The organism is Bacillus sp. WMMC1349 (genome assembly GCF_013155385.1).
Lineage (GTDB): Bacteria > Bacillota > Bacilli > Bacillales > Bacillaceae > Bacillus.
The window spans coordinates 3,520,531-3,546,883 of the sequence record NZ_JABJUQ010000007.1; the positions used below are offsets into that span (position 1 = coordinate 3,520,531).

23 protein-coding genes and 1 pseudogene are annotated in these 26,353 nt (G+C 39.3%); 5 read left to right on the forward strand and 19 right to left on the reverse strand.

Going from position 1 to position 26,353, the window contains the following annotated elements:
* Window positions 1-30: 30 nt before the first annotated feature.
* From HOO54_RS20395 to HOO54_RS20405, 3 genes are all read right to left on the reverse strand, one after another.
* Window positions 31-333 carry a YwdI family protein gene (locus tag HOO54_RS20395; RefSeq protein ID WP_172298548.1) on the reverse strand — a complete coding sequence of 101 codons (303 nt, stop codon included), beginning with the start codon at window positions 331-333 and terminating at the stop codon, window positions 31-33.
* A gap of 114 nt (window positions 334-447) precedes the next feature.
* Entirely contained in the window at window positions 448-1,143 is a 696-nt protein-coding gene (locus tag HOO54_RS20400) for a uracil-DNA glycosylase (protein WP_172298550.1), read from the reverse strand.
* Window positions 1,144-1,155: 12 nt separating this feature from the next.
* A complete protein-coding gene (locus HOO54_RS20405; protein ID WP_172298552.1) occupies window positions 1,156-1,968 on the reverse strand; it encodes a glycosyltransferase family 2 protein in 813 nt (270 codons plus the stop codon).
* 175 nt (window positions 1,969-2,143) lie between these two features.
* Here HOO54_RS20405 and HOO54_RS20410 point away from each other — a divergent pair, with 175 nt between their 5' ends.
* Window positions 2,144-2,953, forward strand: a complete 810-nt coding sequence (locus HOO54_RS20410) for a bifunctional hydroxymethylpyrimidine kinase/phosphomethylpyrimidine kinase (protein WP_172298554.1) — start codon at window positions 2,144-2,146, stop codon at window positions 2,951-2,953.
* 228 nt (window positions 2,954-3,181) lie between these two features.
* Here HOO54_RS20410 and tnpA read toward each other — a convergent pair.
* The 6 genes and pseudogenes from tnpA to HOO54_RS20440 all read right to left on the reverse strand — a co-directional run bounded on the left by tnpA (window position 3,182) and on the right by HOO54_RS20440 (window position 8,479).
* A pseudogene (tnpA, locus tag HOO54_RS20415) lies at window positions 3,182-3,735 on the reverse strand (IS200/IS605 family transposase).
* A gap of 171 nt (window positions 3,736-3,906) precedes the next feature.
* Window positions 3,907-4,173 (reverse strand): hypothetical protein, encoded by a 267-nt coding sequence (locus HOO54_RS20420; protein WP_253907722.1) that lies wholly within the window; start codon window positions 4,171-4,173, stop codon window positions 3,907-3,909.
* Between the two features lie 79 nt (window positions 4,174-4,252).
* The gene (locus HOO54_RS20425) at window positions 4,253-5,686 is read right to left on the reverse strand and encodes a sucrose-6-phosphate hydrolase (RefSeq protein ID WP_172298558.1); all 1,434 of its coding nucleotides are present in this window, start codon (window positions 5,684-5,686) and stop codon (window positions 4,253-4,255) included.
* Window positions 5,687-5,702: 16 nt separating this feature from the next.
* A complete protein-coding gene (locus HOO54_RS20430) occupies window positions 5,703-7,085 on the reverse strand; it encodes a sucrose-specific PTS transporter subunit IIBC (protein WP_172298560.1) in 1,383 nt (460 codons plus the stop codon).
* Between the two features lie 252 nt (window positions 7,086-7,337).
* Window positions 7,338-8,162, reverse strand: a complete 825-nt coding sequence (locus HOO54_RS20435; RefSeq protein ID WP_172298562.1) for a PRD domain-containing protein — start codon at window positions 8,160-8,162, stop codon at window positions 7,338-7,340.
* Between the two features lie 50 nt (window positions 8,163-8,212).
* On the reverse strand, window positions 8,213-8,479 hold the full coding sequence (locus HOO54_RS20440) for a hypothetical protein (RefSeq protein ID WP_172298564.1): 267 nt from the start codon (window positions 8,477-8,479) through the stop codon (window positions 8,213-8,215).
* Window positions 8,480-8,887: 408 nt separating this feature from the next.
* Here HOO54_RS20440 and HOO54_RS20445 point away from each other — a divergent pair, with 408 nt between their 5' ends.
* Both HOO54_RS20445 and HOO54_RS20450 read left to right on the forward strand, forming a co-directional pair.
* A complete protein-coding gene (locus HOO54_RS20445) occupies window positions 8,888-11,308 on the forward strand; it encodes a S8 family peptidase (protein WP_172298566.1) in 2,421 nt (806 codons plus the stop codon).
* Window positions 11,309-11,748: 440 nt separating this feature from the next.
* On the forward strand, window positions 11,749-11,895 hold the full coding sequence (locus tag HOO54_RS20450; protein WP_172292311.1) for a hypothetical protein: 147 nt from the start codon (window positions 11,749-11,751) through the stop codon (window positions 11,893-11,895).
* Between the two features lie 27 nt (window positions 11,896-11,922).
* Here HOO54_RS20450 and nfsA read toward each other — a convergent pair whose 3' ends face one another.
* The 3 genes from nfsA to HOO54_RS20465 all read right to left on the reverse strand — a co-directional run bounded on the left by nfsA (window position 11,923) and on the right by HOO54_RS20465 (window position 15,251).
* Entirely contained in the window at window positions 11,923-12,672 is a 750-nt protein-coding gene (gene nfsA, locus HOO54_RS20455) for an oxygen-insensitive NADPH nitroreductase (RefSeq protein WP_172298568.1), read from the reverse strand.
* A 111-nt stretch (window positions 12,673-12,783) separates the two neighbouring features.
* Window positions 12,784-13,956: an FtsW/RodA/SpoVE family cell cycle protein gene (locus tag HOO54_RS20460; protein WP_172298570.1), complete on the reverse strand. Its 1,173-nt coding sequence runs from the start codon at window positions 13,954-13,956 to the stop codon at window positions 12,784-12,786.
* A 110-nt stretch (window positions 13,957-14,066) separates the two neighbouring features.
* Window positions 14,067-15,251 (reverse strand): FtsW/RodA/SpoVE family cell cycle protein, encoded by a 1,185-nt coding sequence (locus HOO54_RS20465; protein WP_172298572.1) that lies wholly within the window; start codon window positions 15,249-15,251, stop codon window positions 14,067-14,069.
* Between the two features lie 263 nt (window positions 15,252-15,514).
* On the opposite strand from HOO54_RS20465, the gene HOO54_RS20470 reads away from it, so the two are divergent.
* Window positions 15,515-16,870, forward strand: a complete 1,356-nt coding sequence (locus HOO54_RS20470; protein ID WP_172298574.1) for a YjiH family protein — start codon at window positions 15,515-15,517, stop codon at window positions 16,868-16,870.
* Between the two features lie 49 nt (window positions 16,871-16,919).
* Here the strand turns inward: HOO54_RS20470 and HOO54_RS20475 are convergent, their stop codons facing one another.
* Window positions 16,920-18,083, reverse strand: coding sequence for a GNAT family N-acetyltransferase (locus tag HOO54_RS20475; RefSeq protein WP_172298576.1), 1,164 nt, complete (start codon window positions 18,081-18,083; stop codon window positions 16,920-16,922).
* A 222-nt stretch (window positions 18,084-18,305) separates the two neighbouring features.
* Here HOO54_RS20475 and HOO54_RS20480 point away from each other — a divergent pair, with 222 nt between their 5' ends.
* Complete coding sequence (locus tag HOO54_RS20480) at window positions 18,306-18,566, forward strand: spore morphogenesis/germination protein YwcE (protein WP_172298578.1); 261 nt, start codon at window positions 18,306-18,308, stop codon at window positions 18,564-18,566.
* Window positions 18,567-18,770: 204 nt separating this feature from the next.
* On the opposite strand, the gene HOO54_RS20485 is transcribed toward HOO54_RS20480, so the two are convergent.
* From HOO54_RS20485 to qoxB, 6 genes are all read right to left on the reverse strand, one after another.
* On the reverse strand, window positions 18,771-20,576 hold the full coding sequence (locus tag HOO54_RS20485) for an ABC transporter ATP-binding protein (protein WP_172298580.1): 1,806 nt from the start codon (window positions 20,574-20,576) through the stop codon (window positions 18,771-18,773).
* On the reverse strand, window positions 20,570-22,405 hold the full coding sequence (locus tag HOO54_RS20490; protein ID WP_172298582.1) for an ABC transporter ATP-binding protein: 1,836 nt from the start codon (window positions 22,403-22,405) through the stop codon (window positions 20,570-20,572). The genes HOO54_RS20485 and HOO54_RS20490 overlap by 7 nt, the downstream gene beginning before the upstream one ends.
* Window positions 22,406-22,474: 69 nt before the next feature.
* The gene (locus HOO54_RS20495; protein ID WP_172298584.1) at window positions 22,475-23,101 is read right to left on the reverse strand and encodes a response regulator transcription factor; all 627 of its coding nucleotides are present in this window, start codon (window positions 23,099-23,101) and stop codon (window positions 22,475-22,477) included.
* 299 nt (window positions 23,102-23,400) lie between these two features.
* Window positions 23,401-23,775, reverse strand: coding sequence for a cytochrome aa3 quinol oxidase subunit IV (gene qoxD, locus HOO54_RS20500; protein WP_172298586.1), 375 nt, complete (start codon window positions 23,773-23,775; stop codon window positions 23,401-23,403).
* Window positions 23,775-24,389: a cytochrome aa3 quinol oxidase subunit III gene (gene qoxC, locus HOO54_RS20505; protein ID WP_172298588.1), complete on the reverse strand. Its 615-nt coding sequence runs from the start codon at window positions 24,387-24,389 to the stop codon at window positions 23,775-23,777. Before qoxC ends, qoxD begins: the two co-directional genes overlap by 1 nt.
* Before the next feature lie 14 nt (window positions 24,390-24,403).
* Entirely contained in the window at window positions 24,404-26,353 is a 1,950-nt protein-coding gene (gene qoxB, locus HOO54_RS20510) for a cytochrome aa3 quinol oxidase subunit I (protein WP_172298590.1), read from the reverse strand.

A 26,353-nucleotide genomic window follows, 5' to 3' on the forward strand; every position in this document is an offset into this window, starting at 1 on the left:
CAACCTCTCTCTTTAAAACAAACAAGCTCTCTAAAAATCAAAAATCGAATCGCCGTTCCCATCATCCTCTCGGTTTTGTTTCTCTTGTTTTTGAAATTGTTCAGCCCCGCTCGTTCCCATCATTTTTTCTAGCATCAGGTCGCCTGAAGTTTTTTTTCCTGACTGTGAATAAGGAGAAGACTGAACGGCCGGACGCCGTTCTTCAACAATGACATCACAAAGGGAGCGGATCACTGCAATGTGTAATTTAAGCTCACTCTCCTGAGGACAATTCTTTGCCTTTTTCAGTTCATCCTCCATCTTCTGAAGCAGACTGGACATATGTATGTTCATGAACTTAATCCCCCAAACCTTTTTTGATTTCCACTTCATTTTAACAAATAAGCTAGACTGATGCAGATGACAATTTGTTATTTTCTACCGATAAAAACCTATTTTAGCTAGGACTTAGCACTGCTCCAGTTCAACCAACTTCGGTATCGACCAATCGATCGGCTCTTCATTAATTTGTTTCAGAAATTGATTTGCCCTTGAGAATGGTTTACTGCCAAAAAAACCGTTTCTCGCTGAAAAAGGACTAGGGTGTGGTGATTGAATGATAAAATGCTTTGATATATCAATTCTCTCTTTTTTCAACTGAGCATGACGTCCCCAAAGAATAAAAACGACTGGCTTTTCTCGTTTGTTTAAAACATCAATCACACTATCTGTTAACTGTTCCCACCCTTTTCCTTTATGTGAATTTGCCTGCCCCCTTCTGACAGTCAAAACGGTGTTTAACAATAGGACTCCTTGTTTTGCCCAACTGACGAGTGAACCATGATTCGGTATTTCTGCTCCTATATCATCGTGCAACTCGACAAAAATATTTCTTAAAGATGGCGGCGGATTTACTCCCGGCTTGACGGAAAAACTTAAACCATGTGCTTGTCCAGGTCCATGATACGGATCCTGCCCCAAAATCACCACTTTAACCTGATCATAAGAAGTATAATGTAAAGCATTATAAATATCGTTTGGTTCAGGATAAATCGTATGCTCCCGGTACTCCTTCTTCAACATTTCCCTTAATTCTTGATAATAAGGCTTATCAAATTCATCTTGTAGCTGTTCCCACCAGCTGTCATTCAATATTTGTTTCAATGGTTTAACCTCCTAAAAAGTTACGTTACTAAACCTAGATATCACTGGTTCACCGTCCCAGACAACCTCACTAACAGCTTGTCTTTTTCTTAATTGTGGTTCGTCAAGAAGTACAAAAAAATTTTTCACAGGCAAACTGCCAAGCTGATGCTTTTCAGAGAGAATATTTAAATAATACTGTCGCTTTTTACTGAGATTGCTAGATTGATTGTCTCCCTGATTTGAAAATGCATAGATGACACTTGCCACAGGCACTCTTTTCACTTGAAAACTTGCTGCTGTACGGAGAAAAAAATCCCAATCCCAATAATGATGGACACCGGGATCAAAATAGCCAATTTCTCGATGAAGCGAGCGTTTATACATACTTCCAGAAGGAATATATGTAGAAAACTTTCGCATCTCCTCCAAATCGAGCGCATAAGCAAAGAGACGCCGACTAATCGGAATTCGCGTCTCATCTTTCATTTTAAAAGAGACGATTTCTGCATCTGAATAAACGAGATCAGCCACCTTCATTGCATTTGCCATTCTTTCCATATGACAGGGCGTAAAAAAATCATCATCATCACTGAGCATGATAACATCTCCGGTTGCTTCTTTCACCCCTATATTTCTTGCTTTAACATGCTTGACATTTTCAGCTAGATCGATCACTTTAATCGGAAGGTCTGAATAAAGCGACTGTACAGAGTCGATTCTTTCACCAGCATCATTGACAATAATGACTTCGTAGGGCTTAATAGATTGTTTGACAATAGATTCGAGCAATTCACATAAAGCAGGGATTCTGTTATGCGTTACAATGACAATAGATATTCTCACGAATGAAGTAGCTCCTTTTTTAAAACTCTTTTTCTATTATAAAACAAAAAATATTCATTTTAACATGAACAAAAGTCCGATATTCTTGATTTGTGATCTATTAAAAACCTGACTATAATAAATACTAACCACTCTATAGGATGGAATTGATTATCATTTGGAGGCATGACTTAACATGACAATGCACAAAGCACTAACAATTGCCGGCTCTGATTCAAGTGGAGGTGCTGGTATTCAGGCAGATTTGAAAACATTCCAAGAAAAAAACGTTTACGGGATGACAGCTCTAACGGTTATTGTTGCTATGGATCCCACTAACAACTGGAATCATCAAGTTTTCCCTGTTGAAAAGGATATTTTACGTTCACAGCTTCAAACCATTGTAGAAGGTATTGGTGTTGATGCGATGAAAACAGGTATGCTTCCAACCGTTGAGATCATCGAAATCGCGGCTGAAACTATTAAAGACCACGATATGAAAAATGTTGTGATTGATCCGGTCATGGTATGTAAAGGTGCAAATGAAGTGCTTTATCCGGAACATGCGAAAGCATTGCGTGAGCTTCTGACCCCGCTTGCAACAGTGATTACACCAAACCTTTTTGAAGCTGGACAACTTAGCGGTCTTGGAGAAATTAAAACCGTTGAACAAATGAAAGAAGCTGCTAAATTGATTCATCATCTTGGTGCTAAACACGTCCTGATTACAGGTGGAGGAAGATTAGCACATGAAAAAGCTGTCGATGTTCTATACGATGGTCAAGAAACCGAGGTCATTGAAGGAGATCGGATTGAGACACCTTACACTCATGGAGCAGGCTGCACTTATTCCGCAGCTATCACAGCTGAACTTGCGAAAGGTTTCAGTGTAAAGGAAGCGATTTATTCTGCAAAAGAATTTATTACAGCCGCTATTCGCGAATCGTTTAAGTTAAATCAATTTGTTGGACCGACAAAACATTCTGCTCTCCGCCTTAGCAAATAATAATTGGGGCTGTCCTGAAAGTCGTGTGGATGAATAAAAATTGGGGAATTTGCTCGCTTTCCGCGGGCGATCCGCGAGCCTCCTCGGAGCTCGTTCCTTGCTCCTCTTGGGTCTCGCCTGGCTCGCTGTTTCCGCAGGAGTCTCGCAATTCCCCCTGATTGATGTTGAAAAAGGACTTTTTAGACAGCTTCTTTCTCTGCGGCTGAAAGCCTTGTTACTGACCAAATCCTAAAGGGCTTCTGAATGGTTCGCCTTATGTACTACCTCTACTGGCCAGACCTCAAAGGCCTTCTCCTTATTTTCGTTTCTTTTTTTGACCTCTTCACCTGTGAATTTGATCGATATATTCAATCATCGTTAATTGTTCCGTGACGATATCATCTTGTATCTGATTTCATATATATTCTTCTATTACCTTTTTGTTTCTTCCTACTGTATCTACGTAATATCCAGGGCAACAAAATATCCGATTTCCATATCTGTATTTCAAATTTGCGTGGCGATCGAATATCATTAAACTGCTATTCCCATTCAAATATTCCACAAATGCTGACACACTTATCTTTGATGGAATGCTCACTAACATATGGATATGGTCTTTACACGCTGTTGCTTCAATCATTTCGACTCCTTTTCTTTCACATAAAGTTCGGAGTATTTCTCCTATATCTTTCTTGATTTTTCCACATATGACCTGTTTTCTGTACTTTCGGCGCAAATACGATATGATACTTACAATTCCATCTTGTGTGCGCTAGACTATTAGTGTCATTTGACTTCAAAACTCCTCCGCTTGCTCATATTTTGGTTGTTGAACCAAAAATATTTTAGCACTCACTCTGGGGGATCTCTTTATACAACGCTGAAAGCTTTTTGGAACCCAAGACTAGCCTAGGGTTTTCTTTTCCACAAAAAATGACCCCTCTTTCGGAAAAAGGGGTCTTATCTTAAATCTAACTGTCTTCACGTTTTATATTTCTAGCCGAAGTTCTTAAAAATGCCTCAATCGCCTTAACAAACAGGGCATATTCTTTCATTTGTTGATAAGTGCTTGACAGTTTTTCATTGACTTTTTCATCATCCAGAATCGTTTTCTCATTACCACTGACGAGCTTTTGCACTTGAAGGAGCAAATGATTATATTCTTCCCTCGTATCCTCAATATGATCTGCAATTTTTTTTAACCGTATGGCTGTCAAATTCTGTTGTTTTTGATCCAAGAAAACAACCCCTTTACAACTGCACAGTCTCTCTATAAATAGCATATCATAAAGGGATTGTAACAGGAAATCATCGTGCTTACTTCATTGTCCAAGAGGTCATATTTAATGAGAGATTTTTTCTGCTGCTGATCAACACGTCATTATTTCCCGGGTAAGGAAAATAGCGAGCTGTAAATACTTCTTCTCCATCGTTTACAAAAATCTCAATTGAAGAAGCGTCTAAAAAGATGTCTAACTCTCTGAGCTCACCAATCTTGCAATGCCTTGATTCCACCCGTTCATCAAGATAACTGTTCCTTTCCAAAGTCAGGACACCATCTTCTTTCCTATAGATAAGGCGGGCCGCTCCTCTAAAGGATAGCTCAAATCCTTCTTCTACCTTTGGTGAACTCAGGTAAAGTTCTGTTTTCTCATGGTCAATATTTAGTTTTTCAGCAGCTTGACTGAGTGAAATCTCAAAGTTTTGTTCATTCTGCCGTAATGCTCTGAGCTCCTGAACCGGTTTTTGAATCAGCTTATCATTTTGTAAAGTTAATTCCCTCGGCAATGTCATACAATGCACCCAGTGATTCGGAATTGTCGGATGACTTTCTTCACCCTGGTCAGGAACACCCATCCAGGCAAATAAAATTCTTCTGCCTGATTCGTCCTCTGTTGTCTGTGGTGCATAAAAATCAAAGCCACGGTCAAGTTCTTCAAATTCTCCATGTTTAAATTCCGGTTTTTGGTCGTCTAACTGACCAACAAAATAACCTGACTGATAAACATTTTGATAACGGAAACCTTCCGCTTTTAACCCTTGAGGGCAGACAATCAAGACATCTTTTCCGCCAAGTGGCATCATATCTGGACATTCCCACATATAACCGAACTCACCAAGTGAACCTTTATTTGAACCGGCAATATCGCCAAGAAACGTCCAGTCTTCTAAGTTTTCAGAAGTAAACAATACTGCTCTGCCTTCCAAACGTTCGGTCTGCGCCCCGAGCACCATATACCAGCGACCGTCTTTTTTCCACACTTTTGGATCGCGGAAATGTGGTGTGTATCCTTCAGGAAGTCTGGCGACAACACCTTTCTTTTCAAAAGAGATCCCATCCTTTGAGACAGCAAGGCATTGATAGGTTTCCCTATTCCCCTCGGCATCTTTCACATTCCCTGTATAGAAAACTTGAAGCTGATCATTATCAGCGATGGCGCTTCCTGAGTAACATCCATTTTTATCAAACCAATCACTTGGCGTGAGAGCGATCTCCTCATGTCGCCAGTGGACAAGGTCTTCTGAGGAATAATGTCCCCAGAATTTTGCCCCGTGTCCAGTTTTAAAAGGCAACCATTGATAGAAGAGGTGATAGACCCCTTTCCACTGAATGAATCCATTTGGATCATTCAGCAGACCGACAGGAGGCATCATGTGATAATGCAATCTATAAGGGTCACGGTTGACAATCTCTTGATATTCCTCAACCCGATCGACTGCTTGCTTACGAAGTTCCTGATCTTTACTCATTCATTCAAACCCTCCATTAGCTCTTTTTCTCGTCTTCTTTAATGCCTAAGAAAAAGGCTGTGACAAAGGCAACTGAAACCGCGATCACCATTCCGATAAGATAATTGATGAGATTGGCGTTTCCAAGTGGTGCAGCAATCGCAATCATCGGAATTCCTGTCAAACCGTAAGCATTTGCAGCGACATCCATCAAGACAACATATGCGGCACCTAGTGCACCACCGACCATTGCACCGATAAACGGCTTACGGTAACGAAGGTTCACACCGAAGATAACGGGTTCAGTAATGCCAAGGAATGCTGAGAATGCAGCAGGTAAAGCAATTTCTTTTGTTTTTGCACGTTTCGCCATAAAGAATACAGCTAGTCCAGCTCCACCTTGCGCGACATTGGCCATGGACCAGATTGGCAGCAAGTAGTTTTTCCCAATATCAGCAAGGAGCCCAGCCTCAATCGCATGGAAGCTATGATGAACCCCAGTTAAAACGATTAAGGAGTATGTGCCTCCAAAGACAAGTCCAGCGACAGGTCCAGCAAACTCATATACATTTGTTAAAGCGGTTGAGATCCCTGTACCAAGCATTCTGCCTAAAGGACCAATGGCAATAAACGCGATAAATCCACTTGAAATAATCGTAACAAACGGTGTTACTAACAGGTCGATTGCATTTGGAACAATCTTTCTGACACCTTTTTCGATTTTACTCATGACATATACAGCAAGTAAAATTGGAATTACTGTACCTTGATAACCAAGCATTTCGAGTTTAAGACCGAATAAATCCATCACACCTGGTGTTCCTTCTGCCAATCCCCACGGATTAAACAAACTTGGGTGAATTAAAATTCCACCGAGCACAGCACCTAAATAAGGATTGCTACCAAACTCTTTCGCAGCACTGACACCAATTAAGATCGGCAAGATAATAAATGCAGAACTTGAGAACATATCGAGCATTTTATACAGTGCCGTCTCAGGGTCAACCCAGTTAAACGCCTTCATCATTCCTAAAAGACCCATTAATAAACCGCTTGCAACAATCGCCGGGATAATTGGCACAAATATGTTTGACAACGTTTTTGCAAACCGTGCCAACGGATTCATTTTTTGTTTTGCAGCTTCACTATGTTGAACTGTTTCTTTTTGATCGAGATTCAGTTCTTTGGCAAACTCTGCATACACTTTATTGACTAATCCAGTCCCAAAAATAATCTGGTATTGACCAGAGCTGGAAAAAGCTCCTTTTACTCCATCAAGATCTTCAACTTGTTCTTGATCGATTTTTGTTTCATCGTTTATAACTAAACGCAACCTTGTTGCACAATGTGCAGCGCTAACAATATTATCTTCTCCGCCAAGAAGCTCAATGAGACGTACAGCGATTTCTTTGTGATTCATGATGATTCCTCCTTTTTTATTGAAAAGCAGAAAAGACCTAAAATTCACCAATGAATATGAGGATAAAGTTCCCCCATTCATTTAAGCAAATTTTAGGTCTTGCCTGCTCTACCAGTCACAATCCCCGGTATTTAGTTTTAACACAAATTCATTATATTATGTGTTAGCGCTTTCGTCAACCTTTTTTAAAAATATGTTATTTCTCTATGAAGAATGTACTAAAAAAGCCTGAACACAGGAATATCAGCGGTATTACAAATCGTTTAACCGCTGAATATGCAGTGTAATATAGCCGATCTCCGACTCTGGAAGATCAAGTTCATATTCAGTTTTTAAATAATCAGCCAGTTCTACTCCACATCGATATGATATAGGATATTTTTGCTTGATAAAATAAAGCATGTCATCATCCATGACATGGAATGCTTCATTTGATTCAAACCGATTAATCGCATACCTTAAATGTGTCACAAGTCGCTGATATGAAATGCTGTTTTCATCTATTTTTTGATCAAAAAAACTTTCGATTTTTTCAATCAGTTCTTTAATGATCGTTGTATATTTAAGGGTCGTATGCATATTTTCCGCATCCATTTTTGCGGTATGAATATGCAGTGCGATATACCCCGCTTCATCTTCAGGCAAATCTATATTTAATTTTTCTTTGACCAGCTCTATGGCCCAAAGTCCAATTTCATACTCTTTTTTATAAAGCGCTTTTATTTCGTTTAATAATTTATTTCGAATCGTTAAATCTTTTTGAATTCGTTCAATTGCGAATGATAAATGATCGACAAGGGCAATGTGAATATGATCACTTAACGGTGCGGACAGCTGTCCTTCCGCATAGCTGATAATCTCTTCAGCTACTTCAATATGCTTTTCTGGAAGTGTTTCAAGTATTTGTTTGAATTTCTCGTTTTCCTCATGGATGGTAAAAATTTTCTCGACTTTTTTTCTAACAATGGTGTCGTTTTTACCTTTTTGAAAAGCAATTCCCGGTCCCATGACAATTTTCTCTTGTCCATCCTCCTTTATAATCGCTGCATTGTTATTTAATACCTTGTAGATTTTCAAAGCTGTCACCCACTTCCCATTATGAGTGGGATTTTACATTGTTTGTTCTCTTATGTAAAGTCCGGCCCAGCCCTTGCCCATTTTAATAATCGTTTGAACTTCATTGTGTACCTTTCTCTCTTTGGTAAAAAACCTGCTTGTCCATATTGTTCTAATTGGTTTTCCTTATCCCCTCCAAACTCCAGTAATCCACCAAAACAGAGATTCACTTCTTTGTATAAACAGCTCAGCATGTTGATCTGTCTTTGTCTAACAGGCATGACATAGTGAAGCAGTACAATCACCCACAGTTTCATAAAATCTAGAAAACATTTCATAAAAATCCCTCCATTTTTTCTAGTTTCTCTATTAACTTCAGACTCTATCTTAACTTGGAAAACTAGAATTGTTTGTCATAATCTGGGTGAAAAATAGTTCTAGTTTTTAGAAGTTTTGTTGAAAACTGAAGGATCGGCTTATTCACAGCTTATCCTAAGGATAAACACATGTTACCCACAGTAGATATCCACATATCCACATAACAGTTCAACATATAGTATTAGAACAAATATTCTTCACCATATGTATACACAGCTTTATTCACTTATACACAACAAACTGTGTATAAATATCATCTCCATAAATTTTTTGAAAAACTTTGAAGGATTTCGCGAAAAATAATAGAATATTTAAAATGTTCCAAATCTACTTTTATTTCTGCATATTTACTAAAGGAGGAAAATCTATTGAAAAAAAATCTTATCCGCTTTTCTATTTTTGCTTTTATTTTATTTTTTACTGTATCTAGTTCTCTCACTGGTGTTCATGCTCAATCAGCTAAAAAACAAGGGGCTGAACTAGAGAAAGCTGAAATTTTCGGAGATATTGATACCACTTCAGACAAACAGACCACAGTCATTGTTGAACTAAAGGAAAAATCGCTTGCTGAGGCAAAGGCGAAGGGAGAAAAACAGTCAAAGGCTACGTTAAATGCGGCACGAAACAAAGTAAAATCTCAAACAATGAAAAAGATCAAAAAAGCAAAAGTAAAACGGGAATACCACCGTGTATTTTCTGGATTTTCTCTGAAACTACCGGCAAGTGACATTCCCAAACTTCTAGCTGTAAAAGACGTCAAAGCTGTTTACCCTAATACGACTTACAAACCTGATGTTATAAAGCAAAAAAGCGTGATGCTTTCAAAAGATACTTATCATCCACAAATGGATAAAAGCGCACCATATATTGGTGCAGATCAAGCTTGGCGTTCAGGCTTTACAGGTAAAGGTGTCAAAGTAGCCGTTATTGATACTGGCGTTGATTATAAACATCCAGATTTAAAGAAAAACTTTGGACCTTACAAAGGATATGACTTGGTTGACAATGATTATGATCCACAAGAAACACCTGCAGGAGATCCTCGCGGTGGAGCAACTAGCCATGGAACACATGTAGCAGGAACAATTGCTGCCAATGGTAAAATCAAAGGTGTCGCACCAGATGCAACTCTCCTTGCCTATCGCGTCCTCGGTCCTGGTGGAACCGGAACAACTGAAAATGTAATCGCAGGCGTTGAAAAAGCAGTTACAGACGGAGCGAAAGTTATTAATCTTTCCTTAGGCTCTTCAGTAAACAACCCTGACTATGCAACAAGTATTGCACTTGACTGGGCCATGTCAGAAGGCGTGACAGCCGTAACATCGAATGGCAACAGCGGACCGAAAAATTGGACGGTCGGATCGCCCGGAACATCAAGGGAAGCTATTTCTGTCGGTGCCACACAACTTCCATATCAAAAATATTCTGTTCACTTTGATTCATATCAAACAGCGAAAGTGATGGGCTATAATAAAGCAGAAGACCTTCTATCATTGAATAATCAAAAGGTTGAGCTGATTGAAGCAGGAATTGGACAACCTGAAGATTTCAAAGGAAAAAATCTCAAAGGAAAAGTCGCCGTGATAAAGCGGGGCGACATCCCATTTGTTGATAAAGCTCAGCATGCTAAAGACGCTGGAGCGATTGGAGCTATTATTTACAATCATGTGTCTGGAGAAATTGAAACTGGTATGATAGAAGGTATGGCCGTACCAACTATTAAGCTCTCTAAGGAAGACGGAGAAGAGCTTGTTCAGCAGATCAAAAAAAGCAACCGGAACGCCGTTTTTTCTTTCAAACTAGATAAAGAACTTGGCGAAACAATGGCTGCATTTTCATCCCGAGGTCCTGTTATGGATACTTGGATGATTAAGCCTGACATTTCTGCACCTGGTGTTAATATTGTCAGTACAGTTCCGACACATGATCCAACAAACCCTCATGGTTATGCATCTATGCAGGGAACAAGCATGGCTTCACCACATGTAGCTGGTGTTGCAGCTATTGTCAAACAAGCAAAACCAGATTGGTCACCAGACCAAATCAAAGCCGTTCTGATGAATACTGCTAAAAAATTAACAGATGAAAATGGGAAACGTTATCCTCACAATACCCAAGGAGCAGGTAGTGTTCGAATTATGGATGCCTTGCATGCTTCTTCAATTGTTACTCCTGGTAGCTATTCATTCGGAACATACATGAAGGATAAAGGAAGGCAAACAAAAACAAAAACATTTACAATTGAAAACCTTTCATCACTTAGAAAATCCTATCAGCTTGAATATTCTTTCAAAGGAAAAGGTGTTTCTGTAAGAGGAACGAAAAGAGTTGTCATTCCAGCTCAGAAAACGGGAAAAGCAAAAGTCAAGGTTATGGTGAATGCCAATAAAGCAAAGGCCGGCACATATGAAGGGACAGTAACTGTCCGTGATGGAGAGAAAAAAGTTGCTGAAATTCCGCTTCTTTTCATTGTCAAAGAACCTGACTACCCACGTGTCACTTCAGTGACTGTTGCCTCTGGATTAAAGGCTGGCACACACACAATTGAAGCCTATCTACCAGGCGGAGCGGAAGACTTGGCATTTCTCGTATATGATGAGAATCTCGAATTCATCGGCCAAGCAGGTGTCTATAAAAACCAAGAAAAAGGTTATCAAACCTATCAATGGAATGGTATGATCAATGACACAACAGCACTTAAACCGGGTCGGTACTATATGCTTGCCTATGCCTCCACGAAAGGGAAATCAAGCACTGTTTTGACAGAAAAGCCGTTTATCGTCGAATAGTGATAAGCCTTGTTGAGAATCACTCAACAAGGCTTTTTTATGGTAAAATCTTGTTCACAGGAGAAACCTTCTGAAAAAAGCAACCGGAGGACTTCGTCTATATGTTTTCATTTTTCATATTATTTGGCTTATCCTTCATGATTGCATGCTTTGTTTTTTTTACAATATTGTATCTCATCAACAACCTGCAAAAAAACACCCCACACCCATTCCCAAAAGCAGCAGAGCAAACCGTTGACACCATTTTGCTTATACCGCTCAGCTGGCTGTTAACTGCTTTATATGTGAGCGGTCTTTTACTTCTTTGGCCAGTCCAATATTTAGCGGCTGTTTTTCGGCGTCGTTGACGTTCCTAGCAAAAAATGTCCGCATCCTCCTTAACTTACGTTTATGGATAACCGATATAAATAGCAAATTGAAGTCGGGAGGAGCGCAGAAGATTGATGAATGCAAAAGATTCGCTTCAAGAAAAACTCATACCACTCGATGAAGAAAACTTTGCAAAAGGCTGTTTGTCCGGCATTGTGATCAGTCTTCCAATATGGTTTATGATTTATCTTTTCTTTAAATATGTGATCATCAAATAGAACACCCCTTCAAAAAGAAGCGGTGTTCTAGCTTTTGTTAAAGCCTTTTTCTTTTACAAATTGATTGAGATATGTTCGTTGCGACTGTTTCAAATGACGCATGATTTGCTCTGTCCACTGATCAGTTCGCTTACCATTCGTTCTATTTTCATAATAACTTGAAATCGTCTTGTCATAGTCGGTTAAAGCTTTGTGAAAATCTTCTTGATCTAAGCTGTAAGTATTCTCATGATAAACATGTTCTAATGGCAATCTTGGTTTTTTCGCGGAACGGTTTGCCGGATGGCCAACAACTAGACCGAACAATGGAAGAACATATTCAGGTGTTTCCAGCAGCTCACAAACCTTTCCTAAATCATTTCGAATCCCACCGATATAGCAGATGCCAAGTCCCATTGACTCAGCTGCCACCGCCATGTTTTGGGCAGCAAGTGCTGCGTCGATTAAGCCGACCATAAATATTTCTGTCCCCTCAAGAGAAGCTTGAATATCTTCCCCTTTTTCCCGGGCAATTTTGTGATGGCGGAAGAGATCGACACAAAACACAAACAAGTGACCATTTTTCTCTACATATGGCTGATCACCCGCCAAGGCAGCTAGCTTCCGTTTTTTACTCTGCTCTGTTACACCGATAATTGAATAAGCCTGAATATAACTTGATGTTGATGCACTTTGGGCACTTTCAACGAGTAAACGAATTTCCTCTTTTGTCAGAGGCTGATCTGTAAAAGACCTGATGGAACGGTGATCTAAAATCGTTTCAATCGTTTGATTCATCGCTATACCTCCTCATGACTTTATCATATCTAATTTTTGTTTCATTCCAAAGAGAAATGACTTCACAAAAAAAGACAGCCATGTTTCTCTTTTGACTGTCTTTCATGCCTATTATTTAAACATATAACCTTGATATTTTGTAAGCTGACAACTCGCATTGTAGACGATCGCAAATCCAAGCATCGTCGCCACCACAGAGCTTCCGCCATAGCTGACAAACAGCAAAGGGACACCTGTGACAGGCATTAAACCGATATTCATCCCGATATTCTGGAATGTATGAATAACGATCAGAGCGGTATATCCGACAACAAAGTGTGAGGCAAACCGATTAAATGGGTGGATTTTTTCAATCAACACGACAAGCCTGTAAATCAAATAAAAGAACATGATGACAACAACGGTACAGCCAATAAAGCCGAAACTCTCGCCGATTACTGAAAATATGAAATCTGTATGTCCTTCTGGAACATACACTTTCATATCGTTAATACCCGAACCAAAAATTTGTCCTGACCCGATCGCCATCACAGCTTGGTCCGTTTGGTATGTGTCTTTAGACGTTTGCTTGCTTGAATCATACCATGTCATCACCCGATCAATTTGATATGTTTGTATATGAAGGACATCTTTAGAAAACTCGGGAAAAGAAATCACGACTAATAAAGCAAGTAAAACGACGGTTATACCAGTACCTGCAACAATCGCAATCAATTTCCAGTTTATTCCGGATAGAAAGATCATAACAGCGACAAAAAACATACAGATTCCTGCTGTACCAGCATCTTGTAGGAAAATCAACCCTACTGGAATTACAGCAGTTCCAGCAATTTTCAATAATAAATGAACATCTTCCTCTATGGAGCGCGAACCTTTTGGACTGGCTTTTGAAATAACTGACGCCAGCATCATAATCAAACCGATTTTCATAAATTCCGAAGGTTGTAAAGTGACTGAACCACCAAATCTAAACCAGCTTTTAGCACCTTTTACCACCGGAGCAATCGATTCCGGACTAATTTTCAAAAGAATTAACAAGAGGATTCCAGATATATATATATATAAGCTCATTTTTTCAATCTGTTCCAAATCAAAATAAAGAAAGCCAATGATAAGTGAAATACCAATTAAATAATAAATCAGCTGTTTTACAGGATAACCTTTTAAAGAGAATGACGGATCCGCAGCATAAACAGCCACAACACTAATCATCAAGAAAGCTGCTAATATAAAAATCAAATCCCCCTGATAAAAAGGACTTGTGATATTTTTTTTCTGACTCATTACTCCCCCGCCTTAATTCTTATCAAAAACCACTAAATTTTATTATACATGAACGATGTGAAAGATGACACTTTTAACACAATAAAATAACAGCCTGAGATATCAGACTGTTATTTAAACATATATCTTTGATATTTAGTTAGTTGGCAACTCGCATTATAGACGATCGCAAAACCTGTCAGTGTAGCGACAACCGAACTGCCTCCATAACTCACTAGTAGCAAGGGGATACCTGTCACAGGCATAATTCCAATATTCATGCCGATATTTTGAAAAGTATGAATGACGATTAAAGCCGTAAAACCGGCACAGAAAAATGAGGCAAACTTGTTAAATGGATGTATTCGGTCGATGAGAACAACAAATCGGTAAATTAAAAAGAAAAACATAATGACAACGAATGTGCAGCCAACAAACCCAAAACTTTCACCAATGACTGCAAAAATAAAGTCTGTTTGTGCTTCAGGAACATAAACTTGAAGGTCGCGCACACCATTACCAAACACCTGACCAGAACCGATGGCCATTTGCGCCCGCTCGACCTGTAATTTCGCATCGGGGTTTTGTTCACTCGGATTGACCCATGTCATCACACGGTTAATTTGATATTTCTCAATTCCGACCGAAGCCGCAAGATCGGGAAAGCTAATCATCACGTATAATATTGAAACTGCGACGGTGACGCCTGATAAAAAGATCAGCGAGATGAGCTTCCAGTTAACGCCTGATAGAAAGATCATCACAAGAATCACAAACATGACGATCCCGGCTGTACCAGTGTCCTGTTCTAAAATGAGCCCTACCGGCACAATGACAATACCAAAGATTTTCATTAGAAAGATGCAATCTGCTTTTAACGTCCGTTTTCCTGTCGGACTGTGTTTGGACATAAAAGATGCTAAATACATGATCAAGCCGATTTTCATAAACTCAGAAGGCTGCAATGTAAAGCCAGGAAGCATAAACCAGCTTTTTGCACCGTTTCGTATAGGAGCAAAATCTCTCCCGCCGATTTGTTCAGGACTTAACTTTAAAATAATCAGTGACAGAATACATAAAATGAAAATGAAAAAACTTAATTTTTCGATTTGCTCTAAATCAAAATATAGAAATGCAATGATAATAAAAGCACCGAGCAAATAGTAGAGGGTTTGTTTCATCGCAAAAGGCTCACCATATTGATTAAATTGCTGAGCTGCATAAACTGAAACAACACTAATGATAAAAAAGATGGTATATGCAAAAATCAAATCCCCTTGGTAAAAGGGGTTTGTGAAATTTTTTTTCTCATTCATTAAAACCCCGCCTTTATAACTAACACGCTAAAACTACAGTAACTTCCTCTCACATGATATGACGCACAACTGAATAAAATGTTTCGGTTGGTCACACACAAAAAAATTCCTTTTTTGTTGTAAAGGATTTTTACTATTTGATATCGAATGTTCTAATAACTTGATTTTTGATCTATTTGTATTAAAATTAATAAAGATGCATAAAATTGAATATTTGAGAAACCATGCAACAAATTACCTAAAAAAAAAGGGAGTTTTTCAATTTGGATAAAGCACTTCAAAAGCGTAAACGACTGGACGTCATGAAATTCTTGATTCCTTCGCTGATCGGGATCATATTGTTTATGGTCCCCATTAAAAATGAAGAAAAATTAACAATACCCATTGCAGTACTCTCCGATGCACTGAAAGAACTGCTTAATCATCAGCTCCCATTCATCATGATGTTTATTGTTACCGTAACATTTATCTTAACCTTTATTACAAAAACCTTTCATCCATCTCTTATTAAAAAAAGTGAATTTTTTAATAATCTCTTGAATGTATCTTTATTCTGGTATGTTATCCGCTTTTTTGGAATGATTTTTGCGATTATGACGTTTTTTAAAGTTGGACCGTCAGCGGTTTATTCAGGCAGTACGGGAGGAACTTTATTAAATAGTCTCTTACCTGTTCTCTTTTCTGTTTTCTTATTTGCCGGACTTTTTCTACCTTTCTTGCTCAACTTTGGCTTGCTTGAATTGTTCGGAGCATTAATGACAAAGTTTATGAGACCGGTCTTTAAGCTTCCTGGACGATCTTCAATTGACTGTATGGCTTCATGGCTTGGCGATGGCACGATCGGTGTTCTTTTGACAAGCAAACAATATGAAGAAGGATTCTATACGAAACGCGAGGCCGCGATTATCGGTACGACTTTCTCCGTTGTCTCTATCACGTTCTCTCTTGTGATTATCTCTCAAGTAGACCTCGGTCATATGTTTGTTCCATTTTATTTGACTATTTTGCTTGCCGGAGTTGTCGCAGCCGTCATCACACCACGGATTCCACCTTTATCACGTAAGGCTGATACATATATTACAGATCAAGGTAACAAAGACCTGGAAACGATTCCTGAAGGATTCACTTCGTTTCAATGGGGAATCAACCAAGCGATCAAGAAAGCGAAGAAAAACACTAGTGTGAAAGATTTTCTAAAAGATGGAATGAAAAACGTACTCGATATGTGGATGGGTGTCGCCCCCGTCGTAATGGCACTCGGGACTGCTGCTTTAATTGTCGCCAACTATACACCGGTCTTTCAATGGCTTGGTATCCCGTTTATCCCTTTGCTTGAACTGTTACAAGTTCCAGAAGCGGTAGAGGCCTCACAAACACTTGTCGTCGGGTTTGCTGATATGTTTCTCCCATCTGTGCTTGCAAGCGGAATAGAGAGTGAGATGACACGTTTTATCATCGCCTGTGTCTCTGTGACTCAATTAATCTATATGTCAGAAGTCGGCGGTCTTTTGATCGGCTCAAAAATCCCAGTGTCCTTCCTTGACTTGATCTTGATTTTCATCGTCCGGACATTGATCACATTACCGGTTATTGCACTTTGTGCCCACTTCATTTTTTAATCACAAACACAAAAGGTCTTTGCGGTCAAACACAAAGACCTTTTGCTTTTTAAAAGTAATCCATTAACCAAGGCGTTAACGGTACTACAGTTTGATCAAGCCTCTTTACTTCCTCACGATGTCCCACAAGTTTCCCAGCTTGATAGAAAAATTGAGCTGTTCGAGCACCAAGCAAAAAAGCTGTGAAGGACTGGATATCAATTGTTAGTAGATTTTTAGCCGTTTCTGCATTTACTGCTTCCACATCATGTCTATCAACCTGGAGAGTTTGGTTGTTCCATTCTGCTACTTCATCAGTGACCTGAAAGACAAACGGTTCTTCGATAAGGTGCCTAAGCGGGTAATCTTGCAAAAAAGAATGGATATCTGTGATTCTTGCCATCATATAAGGATGAATCTCCTGCTTGATTTTTGGTTCGTGAAGGAAAAAATCCAGACCATCATCAGGGTGAACTGTGATCTCAAGTTGTTCAATCATTGAATCATGCTGGCAAAGAAAATTCCAAAGACCACAGCGTGACTCATGATGTAAATCAACCCATTCTTCCACAATTATTTTCCGGTTCTCTAATTTATAAAGGAGATAACCAAGTGCTAGCCCATCCTTTGAATAGTAAACAGCCAACATGAGCGGATCTGATAAAATGTTTGTCATCCAGTCCTCTTCATCACGCTTTAATAACCCGTTATACCGCTTTCGATACTGCTCATAGAGCCTCCCCGCTTCAGCCAGCCCTTCGAGTTTATCCAACCTTCGCACATATCCATCCGGTTGTTCAAACGGTGTAAGATGTTCACATTTGATTGTAAACACCTTTTCATAAAACACCAGCTCCCAACCAAACTTACGGTAAAAGGAAATGTTAAACGGATGTAAAAAACTGATCGCCTGGCGGTTTTTCCTCATGATTTCTAAAGATTTTATTAGAAGTTGTCTAACTGTACCTTTTCTTCGTTCCTCAGGCCAAGTTGCAACACCACCAATCCCCCCCATTTTCATATCCTGATGTTCAATTTGCACTTCAAATGGAATGATATTCAGTTTAGAAATAAGCTTTTCTCCTTCTTTCATTCCAATCACTTCATGCTGTTGATACTTCAACTTAACTCTGGTCAGCTCTTCCTGAGAAAGTTTTCGTTGAAAGGCGTATTCTGAAAGATGGATACACTTCATGATGTCGGCTTCTGAGGTCATGCTAACAAGTCTTCTCATCGCAACAATCTCCCTATTATTGGTTTATGACATATTCTAGATTTAATCCATATTTCCTACTGAAAAATTAGGAATAACAAAGTGTGGAAATTGCTCTCTAATATGTATCTTTTTTCTAATGATGTGATATAATAATTGTAACAGAATGTTCACAAAACATCCTTTAAATTGACACAATTCGCTATTTGATAACGCTTACTTTTTTTGAAAGGGGTTAAACGTATGGATATGTTTTTCGCTTACTTGCTGATTGCCAGCGCCACTCCTTTGTTTTTATGGCTGGACAATAAGAAAGTCGCCCTTTCTTCTATACCGCCGATCATGTTAATGTGGGTATTTTTCTTTTTTTACATGACAAACAGACTTTCTCCTACAGGACACTCTCTCATGGTTATACTCTTCACTTTAAATGTTATCATTGCCCATATCGCAGCATTCTTCATTTATGGACTTCCACTAATCCGTAAACATTCAAGACAATAGCTTAAATGGGGCTGTCCTGAAAGTCGTGTGGATGAATAAAAATTGGGGAATTTGCTCACTTTCCGCGGGCGATCCGCGAGCCTCCTCGGAGCTCGTTCCTTGCTCCTCTTGGGTCTCGCCTGGCTCGCTGTTTCCGCAGGAGTCTCGCAATTCCCCCCTGATTTATGTTGAAAAAGGACTTTTTAGACAGCTCCATTATCATATTTAGAGATATTTTTCCGCCTGTAAACGATATAAACTAGCATAATGAGCTTGTTTTTTCATTAGCTCACTATGAGTACCTGTTTCGGCTACTTTCCCCTTCTCTAGGAAAATGATGTGGTCAGCAAAACGAGCTGTACTTAGTCGATGGGAGACGACAATGACGGTTTTCCCTTTTTTCAATTGATTTAGTTTAGCAAATATGTCTTTCTCTATAAATACATCTAAGGCAGATGACGGCTCATCAAAAATGAACAGGTCTGCCGACTCATCTCGCATAAAAGATCGGGCTATCGCAATCCGCTGCCACTGGCCGCCTGATAAGTCTCTGCCGCCAAATAGTCTGCCCAACTCTGTATCATAACCGCTTTCTAGCTTATTCAAAAACAAGTCAACACCGCCAAATAAGGCGGCCTTTTTGATTTTAGCTATGTTTTCGCAGGAAGCGAGATCACCGAGACCTATATTTGCTTTAAGAGTCATCTCATATCGTAAAAAATCTTGAAATACAGTTGTCGCTTTTGAGCGAAATTGTTCAATCTGATAAACATGAAGCGGCAGACCATTATAAAAGATTGTCCCTTGATTCGGATCAAAGAAGCGAAGCAGCAATTTGATCAATGTGCTTTTTCCAGACCCGTTCTCACCGACGATGACAGTCGTCTTGTTTAAAGGAATCTCAAGCTTTTCAATATCAAGAATCGTTTTTGACCCGTCATAGGAAAACTTGACATGATCGAATGTATACCCTTGATTTTTTTTAGCGGCTAGTTTTGTTTCTCCCGTTTCCATGGCATTTTTGCTATTCAAAAATTCATAAATATTCCCTAAGTGTCTGGTTTCTCTTGCACCAATGGCAACTGCGGCAAACCATTCATTTATCCCATCATTAAATTGAACAACAGCTCCGATAAACAAATATAAGTCACCGATTGAAAAAGTGCCTTGAAGCGCTTGCCGCACAATATAGATGAGGACACCTCCGACAGCTAATGATTGTAATACAGACCAGAAAAGATGAAACAAAGCCAACTTTCTTTGATCATTAGAAATCATTTGCAGCAGTTTCATAGACGTACTTCGATAAGAAGATTTGAAGAAAGGAACTAGATTAAACATCTTCATTTCTCCTGCTGTTTTAGGAATAAGAGGCACACCGGCGAAATATTCTGCACGTCTTCTTAAATCCTGAACTTCTTTTCTTCCTTCAAAAGTTGCGTTATTTAATTTCGCTTCCCAGTACAATTTTGGCAGGGCTAAAATAAGAAACAGCAGCGGAATCCAAAGAGCAAACATTCCAATCAGCAGACTGCCAGCGACAATCATGACAATTCCGCTAAAAGTTTGCGAAACAATTGTCACCCACATCATGACAAAATATTCATTGTAACGGATGACTTGAGCATTGGTATGAAAAGATGCATCTTCAAAAGCAGCTATATCAGGAATGGAATTTGCTTTTTTCATTAGCTCTACATCAACATAAGCTTCTAACTTGGCAGTAAGCAGTCGCTTTTGCATTTCTGCGATTGGCTGAAGCGCATCTACAATTAAAGTAAGTGCTATATATATGAGAGCCATCCAAAACAAACTATTCCAAGAAGACCATTTGAAAGGTACATGACTAATCTCATCAATGACTTTTGCACCTAACCAGACGAGCAAAGGGCCCAATAATGCGGAAAACAATGTGATAAAAAACAAGATGCTGGACTTAATGTGATCACAGCGCCAAAACAACTTTAAACCATAAAAAATGAAAGACGAAGTTTGCGAAAGTTTTTTCAAAAAAGAATTAATCTTTAGCAATGACCCTCATCCTTCCCTTGATACACCTGAGCTTGTAATTGAAACATCTTTCGGTACTCTCCATTTTGCTTCATCAGATCGCTATGACTTCCAGCTTCTATAATTCTGCCGTTTTTTAGTACCAGAATCCGATCTGCCATTTTTACAGTACTAAAACGATGAGAGATCATGATCACTGTTTTCCCTTGTGTAAACCGATGAAATTGGCGGAAGATTTCATATTCGGCACGTATATCTAAGGAAGCAGATGGTTCATCCAGGATAACAAGTCCGGCATCTTTGATAAATGACCTTGCTAAAGCAATCCGCTGCCACTGGCCGCCTGAAAAATCTGTCCCTCCCCATTCAGGTCCAATCATAGTATCTAGCCCTTCAGGCAGATCATCAATCAATTGTTTTAACTCGGCAGCTTGAGCCGCCTTCACAAGCTTTTCTTGATCTAAGGCTGCCCAATCACCAAGCGCAATGTTATTTTTCAATGATAGTTCATACTTGCCAAATTCCTGGAATACAACGGAAATTCGATTTCTTAATTGATGCAAATCAAGCTCTTTAATATTGATCCCATTAATGAGAATGTCTCCTTCTTGATATTCATAAAAACGGCAGAGCAACTTTATCAAAGTCGTTTTTCCTGAACCATTCGCTCCAACAATGGCGATTCTTTCTCCCTTCGAGATAGAAAAACTTAACTCATTCAGGACATCAGCTCGTTCGTTTTCTTGATCCTCACATTCTGAAAAATTCGGGTAGCGAAAGCTGACGTTTTTGAATTCGACAGCCAGTGCCCCATCTGTTGCAAACGATTTTGCTTTTTCAGGAAGTATCATATCTTTTTTAGCATTCATAAAATGAACAAAGTCTCTTCCCATCCGCCAGATATCTAATGTATCTGCCCCTTCTTTTGCAATATCTCTCAGAGCTATTGATAATTGAAGTACAGCCCCCAAATACAGGGAAATATCCCCTGCTGTGAAGTGAGGTGAATTGGATCGAGATAATATCCAAAAATAACCCAATCCTGTGCCAGCACCAGATAAAAAACCCGCTAACACAGACCATCGCGCACTTCTGATTTGTATAATTTTTAAAACACGGTATAAAGTTTGAAATGTTGCTTGATATAAGTTCAGAAAGAAAGCCCCAAGACCAAACAAGCGGATTTCCTTTGCCGCTCGTCTGTTAAGGAGCAGATTCCGTGTATATGCAGCCTTTCTCCTGACTGGAGCATATTCTTTATTGTATTCCCACTCCATTTCATTATAATGGTTATGAACAAAGGCAAACGGGGCGGTTGAAAAAACAAGAATGACAGCTAACATTGGAGAAAGATAGGCGATCAGTAACACAACTCCACTTAATGAAGCAATTGCTGTAAATAAACTTGAACTAATATAAATGAATTGAGAAGGAAGCCAAGTTGAACGGTCTCGCAATGTTTCAAGCTTGTCCCGATATTTAGGATCCTCAAAAAAGCGCATTCCCGGTATTCGCTCAAAAGCATCAATTAACATGCTATTCACGGTGATCACCGCTCTCTCTCCAAGCAGTGTCTTGACCCATTTTTCTAACGATTGTATTGCACCGAGAACTACCAGGCTTCCAGCATAAATAATAGTCCACATCTCCGTTTGCACGATTTCATCTTGTTTAACGACACCATCTATAATGTTTTTCAATGCATACAATTGCAATACCGGTGTGATAGCTTCAGCTAACATGAAAAAAATGATACAGATCAATAGCCAAGGACCTGAATTCCATACCATATTACCTAGTAATCTTCCTGTCTGAAACGTCTCTTGTAGCTGCCGCAACTTATCATTCATTTTTTCACCTTTTGAGTTTGTTGTTGAATTATACTCATCGCAAACAAAGTGCAGAAGGATAAACAAAGACTATTTATTGATTAAATTAAGCTTTGTCCCTTTGTGAACCGCACTATAACGCGATGTCACCTTCAGTTTTCTATAAATTTTACTTAAATGATATTCAACATTCCGTGTTGACATTTGCAAGCCGGCAGCAATCTCTTTATTCGTTTTTCCGGATGCTACCAATTGTAAAATATCAAGTTCACCACTTGTCAGATGATCATCAACTACTAATTTGCTATCTAATTTCAGTTTCTGCAACAAGTTTTCAGGAAAGAGAACAGCTCCTTTCAAACACATTAAAATGCTCGATGCAATCATACCATCTGTATAACATTTATCAATAAACCCTTTAATACCCGCTTCAACTAATTTATTAAAATAGGAATAAATTTCATCACCTGAAAACATAATCATGATTTTAGCATCGGGTATGATTTCTAATGTTCTAAGAGTTAACTCCAAACCGTTCATAATTGGCATTTTTAAATCGTAAAGAAAGACGTCTATTTGCGGCGGCGAATCTTTCAAATCTTTCAGAGCCTCACCACCTTCATGGTACACGATGACTTCCATATTGTATTTTTTTAAGATTTCCTTCATCCCTGAGGTCAACACTTTGTAGTCGTCTACTAATAAAACGCGTACCATAAGTAAACCTCCTTAAAGTAAATCTCCTCCGAATCAATGCTCACAAGTTTGAAGACCGCTGTACAATTTGCCACTTTATTCTATGATAGCATGAAAATGTAATCAATCGGAAGTAATTAGGAGATAAAATAACCAATAAAATAAGATTTAAGAGTAAACTTGGTGATTACGAATTTTGCAGCAGATGAGCTGAGGATAGTCAAAGAAGAGAAATGAGTCTGGCAAAATAAAAAAACTGCATCACAATTGTTTGGAAGGACAATTGGATGCAGTTGATCAGCAAAAATGCCTCTTGTTGATTAATGTCCGCTATGCATATGCTCAGAATGCTTTTCACCCGGAGACCCGCCTTTTGGGTTATCACCGTGATGACTATGAGCAGCAAAGATCCAAACTGATCCTACTACGATAGCAATAGCTATAAAGGCAGCAAACAGTGTGTTACCCACCTGAATACCACCACTGTCACTTTCAGTCATGTGCATAAACATTAATAGCTGTAAAGCAGCCTGAATAATAGCAAAACCAAAAATGATCCATAGAATGGCTGTCATACTTAAATCAGTATATAAAGCCACCCATAATGCCAATAAAGTTAGCACAATAGACAACACGAAACCTACGAGATGTTTCCAAGGAAAGTGGCTATGCTGAGCCGATTTTTTTGTGGCCATTATACATTCACCAACCCTATCAAATAGACACCGGTAAAAATGAAGATCCATACCACGTCTAAAAAGTGCCAATATAAACTTGAAATGAACAATTTGGCAGATGTTTGCGGTGTTAATCCGCGTTTTTTCGTCTGTAATAAAATGCCGATAATCCAGAAGATACCGATTGAAACGTGTAATCCATGTGTTCCTAACAGGACAAAAAATGCTGACCAGTAAGCACTAGTTGATAAAGTGGCACCTTCATGTACATAATGTGTGAACTCCATGATTTCGTAGCCAACAAAGCCTGCACCGAGCAAGAGTGTAATGATCATCCAGATCATCACACCTTTTAAGCTTCCCCTTCGCATTTCATGAACGGCAATTCCGCACGTGAAACTGCTGGTTAATAGCAGGAATGTCATGATTAAAACAAGCTTGGCATCAAACAGTTCTGCTGGCAATACACCTCCGGCTGTTCTGTTATGAAGAACAGCGTAGGTCGAAAATAGCGTGGAGAATAAGGCGATCTCTGCCCCAAGAAAAATCCAAAAGCCAAGGATGTTTAATCTTCCTGTCTCTGACTGATATTCCATAGGAGCGTTAGAGTTGCCATGTTCTGCATGTTCCATTAATCACGCCTCCTTTACTTGGCACTCTTTCGTTCAATCTCTTTTATTTCTTCAACACTTACATAATATCCGTCATCATATTCAAAAGAACGAAGAATCATACAGAGGAATACCCCGATCAAGCCGGCGATTCCCATCCAAAACCACTCAAAGACAAGTCCAAAACCTGCAATTCCGAAACATACCGACATGATAAATGGTCGACCTGAATTGCTCGGCATATGAATCTTCTTAAATTTACTTTCAGGATGAACATCAACTTTATCCTCTTTCATTTTCCAAAAAGCGTCATTACCCTTGACTTCAGGAAGGACCGCGAAGTTATAATGCGGCGGAATCGCAGAAGAAGTAGCCCATTCAAGGCTTCGACCTACTCCCCATGAATCTCCTGATTCCTCACGTTTTGAATGACGGAAACTGTAGAAAATGTTATAGCAAAGAACGATAAATCCGGCAGCCATCAGCAATGCGCCAAGTGTTGCAACCATATTCAATGCAGTCCAACCGTCTTCTGCCCCATACGTGTAAATACGGCGCGGCATTCCCTGTAGCCCCAAGAAGTACATTGGGAAGAAACAGATGTTAAATCCAGTCATAAACAGCCAGAAGAACCATTTGCCGAGACGTTCATTCAGTTTATACCCGAACATTTTTGGATACCAGTAGATCAATCCGGCAAAACAAGCAAACACCGTACCCGCAATTAACACGTAATGGAAGTGTGATACAAGGAAGTATGTGTTGTGATATTGGTAATCTGCTGCCGCCATAGCCAACATTACACCTGTTACCCCGCCGATCACAAAGTTTGGAATAAATGCAAGTGACCACAGCATCGGCGTTGTAATATTAATTCTGCCTCGATGCAGTGTTAACAGCCAGTTAAATATTTTAACCCCGGTTGGTACCGATATTGCCATCGTCGTAATCGAAAAGAATGAGTTAACTGCTGCACTGTTACCCATTGTGAAAAAGTGATGCAACCAAACGAGAAAGCTGAGAACGGAAATTGCGACAATTGAATAAACCATTGCCTTATAACCGAACAGTTGTTTTTTCGCAAACGCTGCAATAATTTCTGAAAAAATACCGAATGCCGGCAAGATCACAATATATACTTCAGGGTGCCCCCAAATCCAGAACAAGTTCGCCCAAAGCATCGGCATTCCACCATTTTGCAAAGTGAAAAATGCTGATCCGAATAAACGATCAAACGTCATCAGTGCCAAAGCGACTGTTAAAACAGGGAAAGCAAAAATGATGATCACACAAGTAATTAAAGTTGTCCATGTGAACATCGGCATCCGCCAAAGCGTCATACCTTTTGTTCGCATTTTCAAAATGGTTACCATAAAGTTAATCCCAGTTAGCAATGTACCAATACCTGATATTTGCAAACCGAGCAAATAATAGTTTTGCCCAGGCCCTGGACTCATTTCATTTCCGGCCAGCGGCATATACGCAGTCCAACCTGCATTTGGTGAACCACCGATGACAAATGAAATATTAAACAGCATGGCCCCGACCATAAACGTCCAGAAGCTTAAGTTGTTTAAGTATGGAAATGCAACATCACGAGCCCCTATTTGAAGAGGGATCACAACGTTCATGAGTCCGATGAGAAACGGCATCGCCATGAAGATGATCATAATGGTACCGTGTGTTGTAAATACTTCATTATAATGATTAGAATCTAAAAAACTGTTATCAGGAAGCGTGAGCTGGGCACGCATCATTAATCCATCAACACCGCCTCGGAAGAACATAATCACCGCTGCGATAATATACATAATCCCTAATCGTTTATGATCAACAGTCGTAATCCACTCTTCCCATAGCCATTTCCACTTTTTAAAATAAGTAAGCACAAAGACTATAGCAATTGATGTGAGCAAAATCGAAATTTGCGCTCCAAGAATAAGCGGATCACCAGTGATGATGAATTCGTCCCATTTGAAATTCAT

Coding starts and splice junctions, on each gene's coding strand:
- HOO54_RS20395 (WP_172298548.1), bottom strand. CDS start 333: ATGAACATACATATGTCCAGTCTGCTTCAGAAGATGGAGGATGAACTG.
- HOO54_RS20410 (WP_172298554.1), top strand. CDS start 2,144: ATGACAATGCACAAAGCACTAACAATTGCCGGCTCTGATTCAAGTGGA.
- HOO54_RS20425 (WP_172298558.1), bottom strand. CDS start 5,686: ATGAGTAAAGATCAGGAACTTCGTAAGCAAGCAGTCGATCGGGTTGAG.
- HOO54_RS20430 (WP_172298560.1), bottom strand. CDS start 7,085: ATGAATCACAAAGAAATCGCTGTACGTCTCATTGAGCTTCTTGGCGGA.
- HOO54_RS20440 (WP_172298564.1), bottom strand. CDS start 8,479: ATGAAATGTTTTCTAGATTTTATGAAACTGTGGGTGATTGTACTGCTT.
- nfsA (WP_172298568.1), bottom strand. CDS start 12,672: ATGAATCAAACGATTGAAACGATTTTAGATCACCGTTCCATCAGGTCT.
- HOO54_RS20460 (WP_172298570.1), bottom strand. CDS start 13,956: ATGAGTCAGAAAAAAAATATCACAAGTCCTTTTTATCAGGGGGATTTG.
- HOO54_RS20465 (WP_172298572.1), bottom strand. CDS start 15,251: ATGAATGAGAAAAAAAATTTCACAAACCCCTTTTACCAAGGGGATTTG.
- HOO54_RS20475 (WP_172298576.1), bottom strand. CDS start 18,083: ATGAGAAGACTTGTTAGCATGACCTCAGAAGCCGACATCATGAAGTGT.
- HOO54_RS20480 (WP_172298578.1), top strand. CDS start 18,306: ATGGATATGTTTTTCGCTTACTTGCTGATTGCCAGCGCCACTCCTTTG.
- HOO54_RS20490 (WP_172298582.1), bottom strand. CDS start 22,405: ATGAATGATAAGTTGCGGCAGCTACAAGAGACGTTTCAGACAGGAAGA.
- HOO54_RS20495 (WP_172298584.1), bottom strand. CDS start 23,101: ATGGTACGCGTTTTATTAGTAGACGACTACAAAGTGTTGACCTCAGGG.
- qoxD (WP_172298586.1), bottom strand. CDS start 23,775: ATGGCCACAAAAAAATCGGCTCAGCATAGCCACTTTCCTTGGAAACAT.
- qoxC (WP_172298588.1), bottom strand. CDS start 24,389: ATGGAACATGCAGAACATGGCAACTCTAACGCTCCTATGGAATATCAG.
- qoxB (WP_172298590.1), bottom strand. CDS start 26,353: ATGAATTTCAAATGGGACGAATTCATCATCACTGGTGATCCGCTTATT.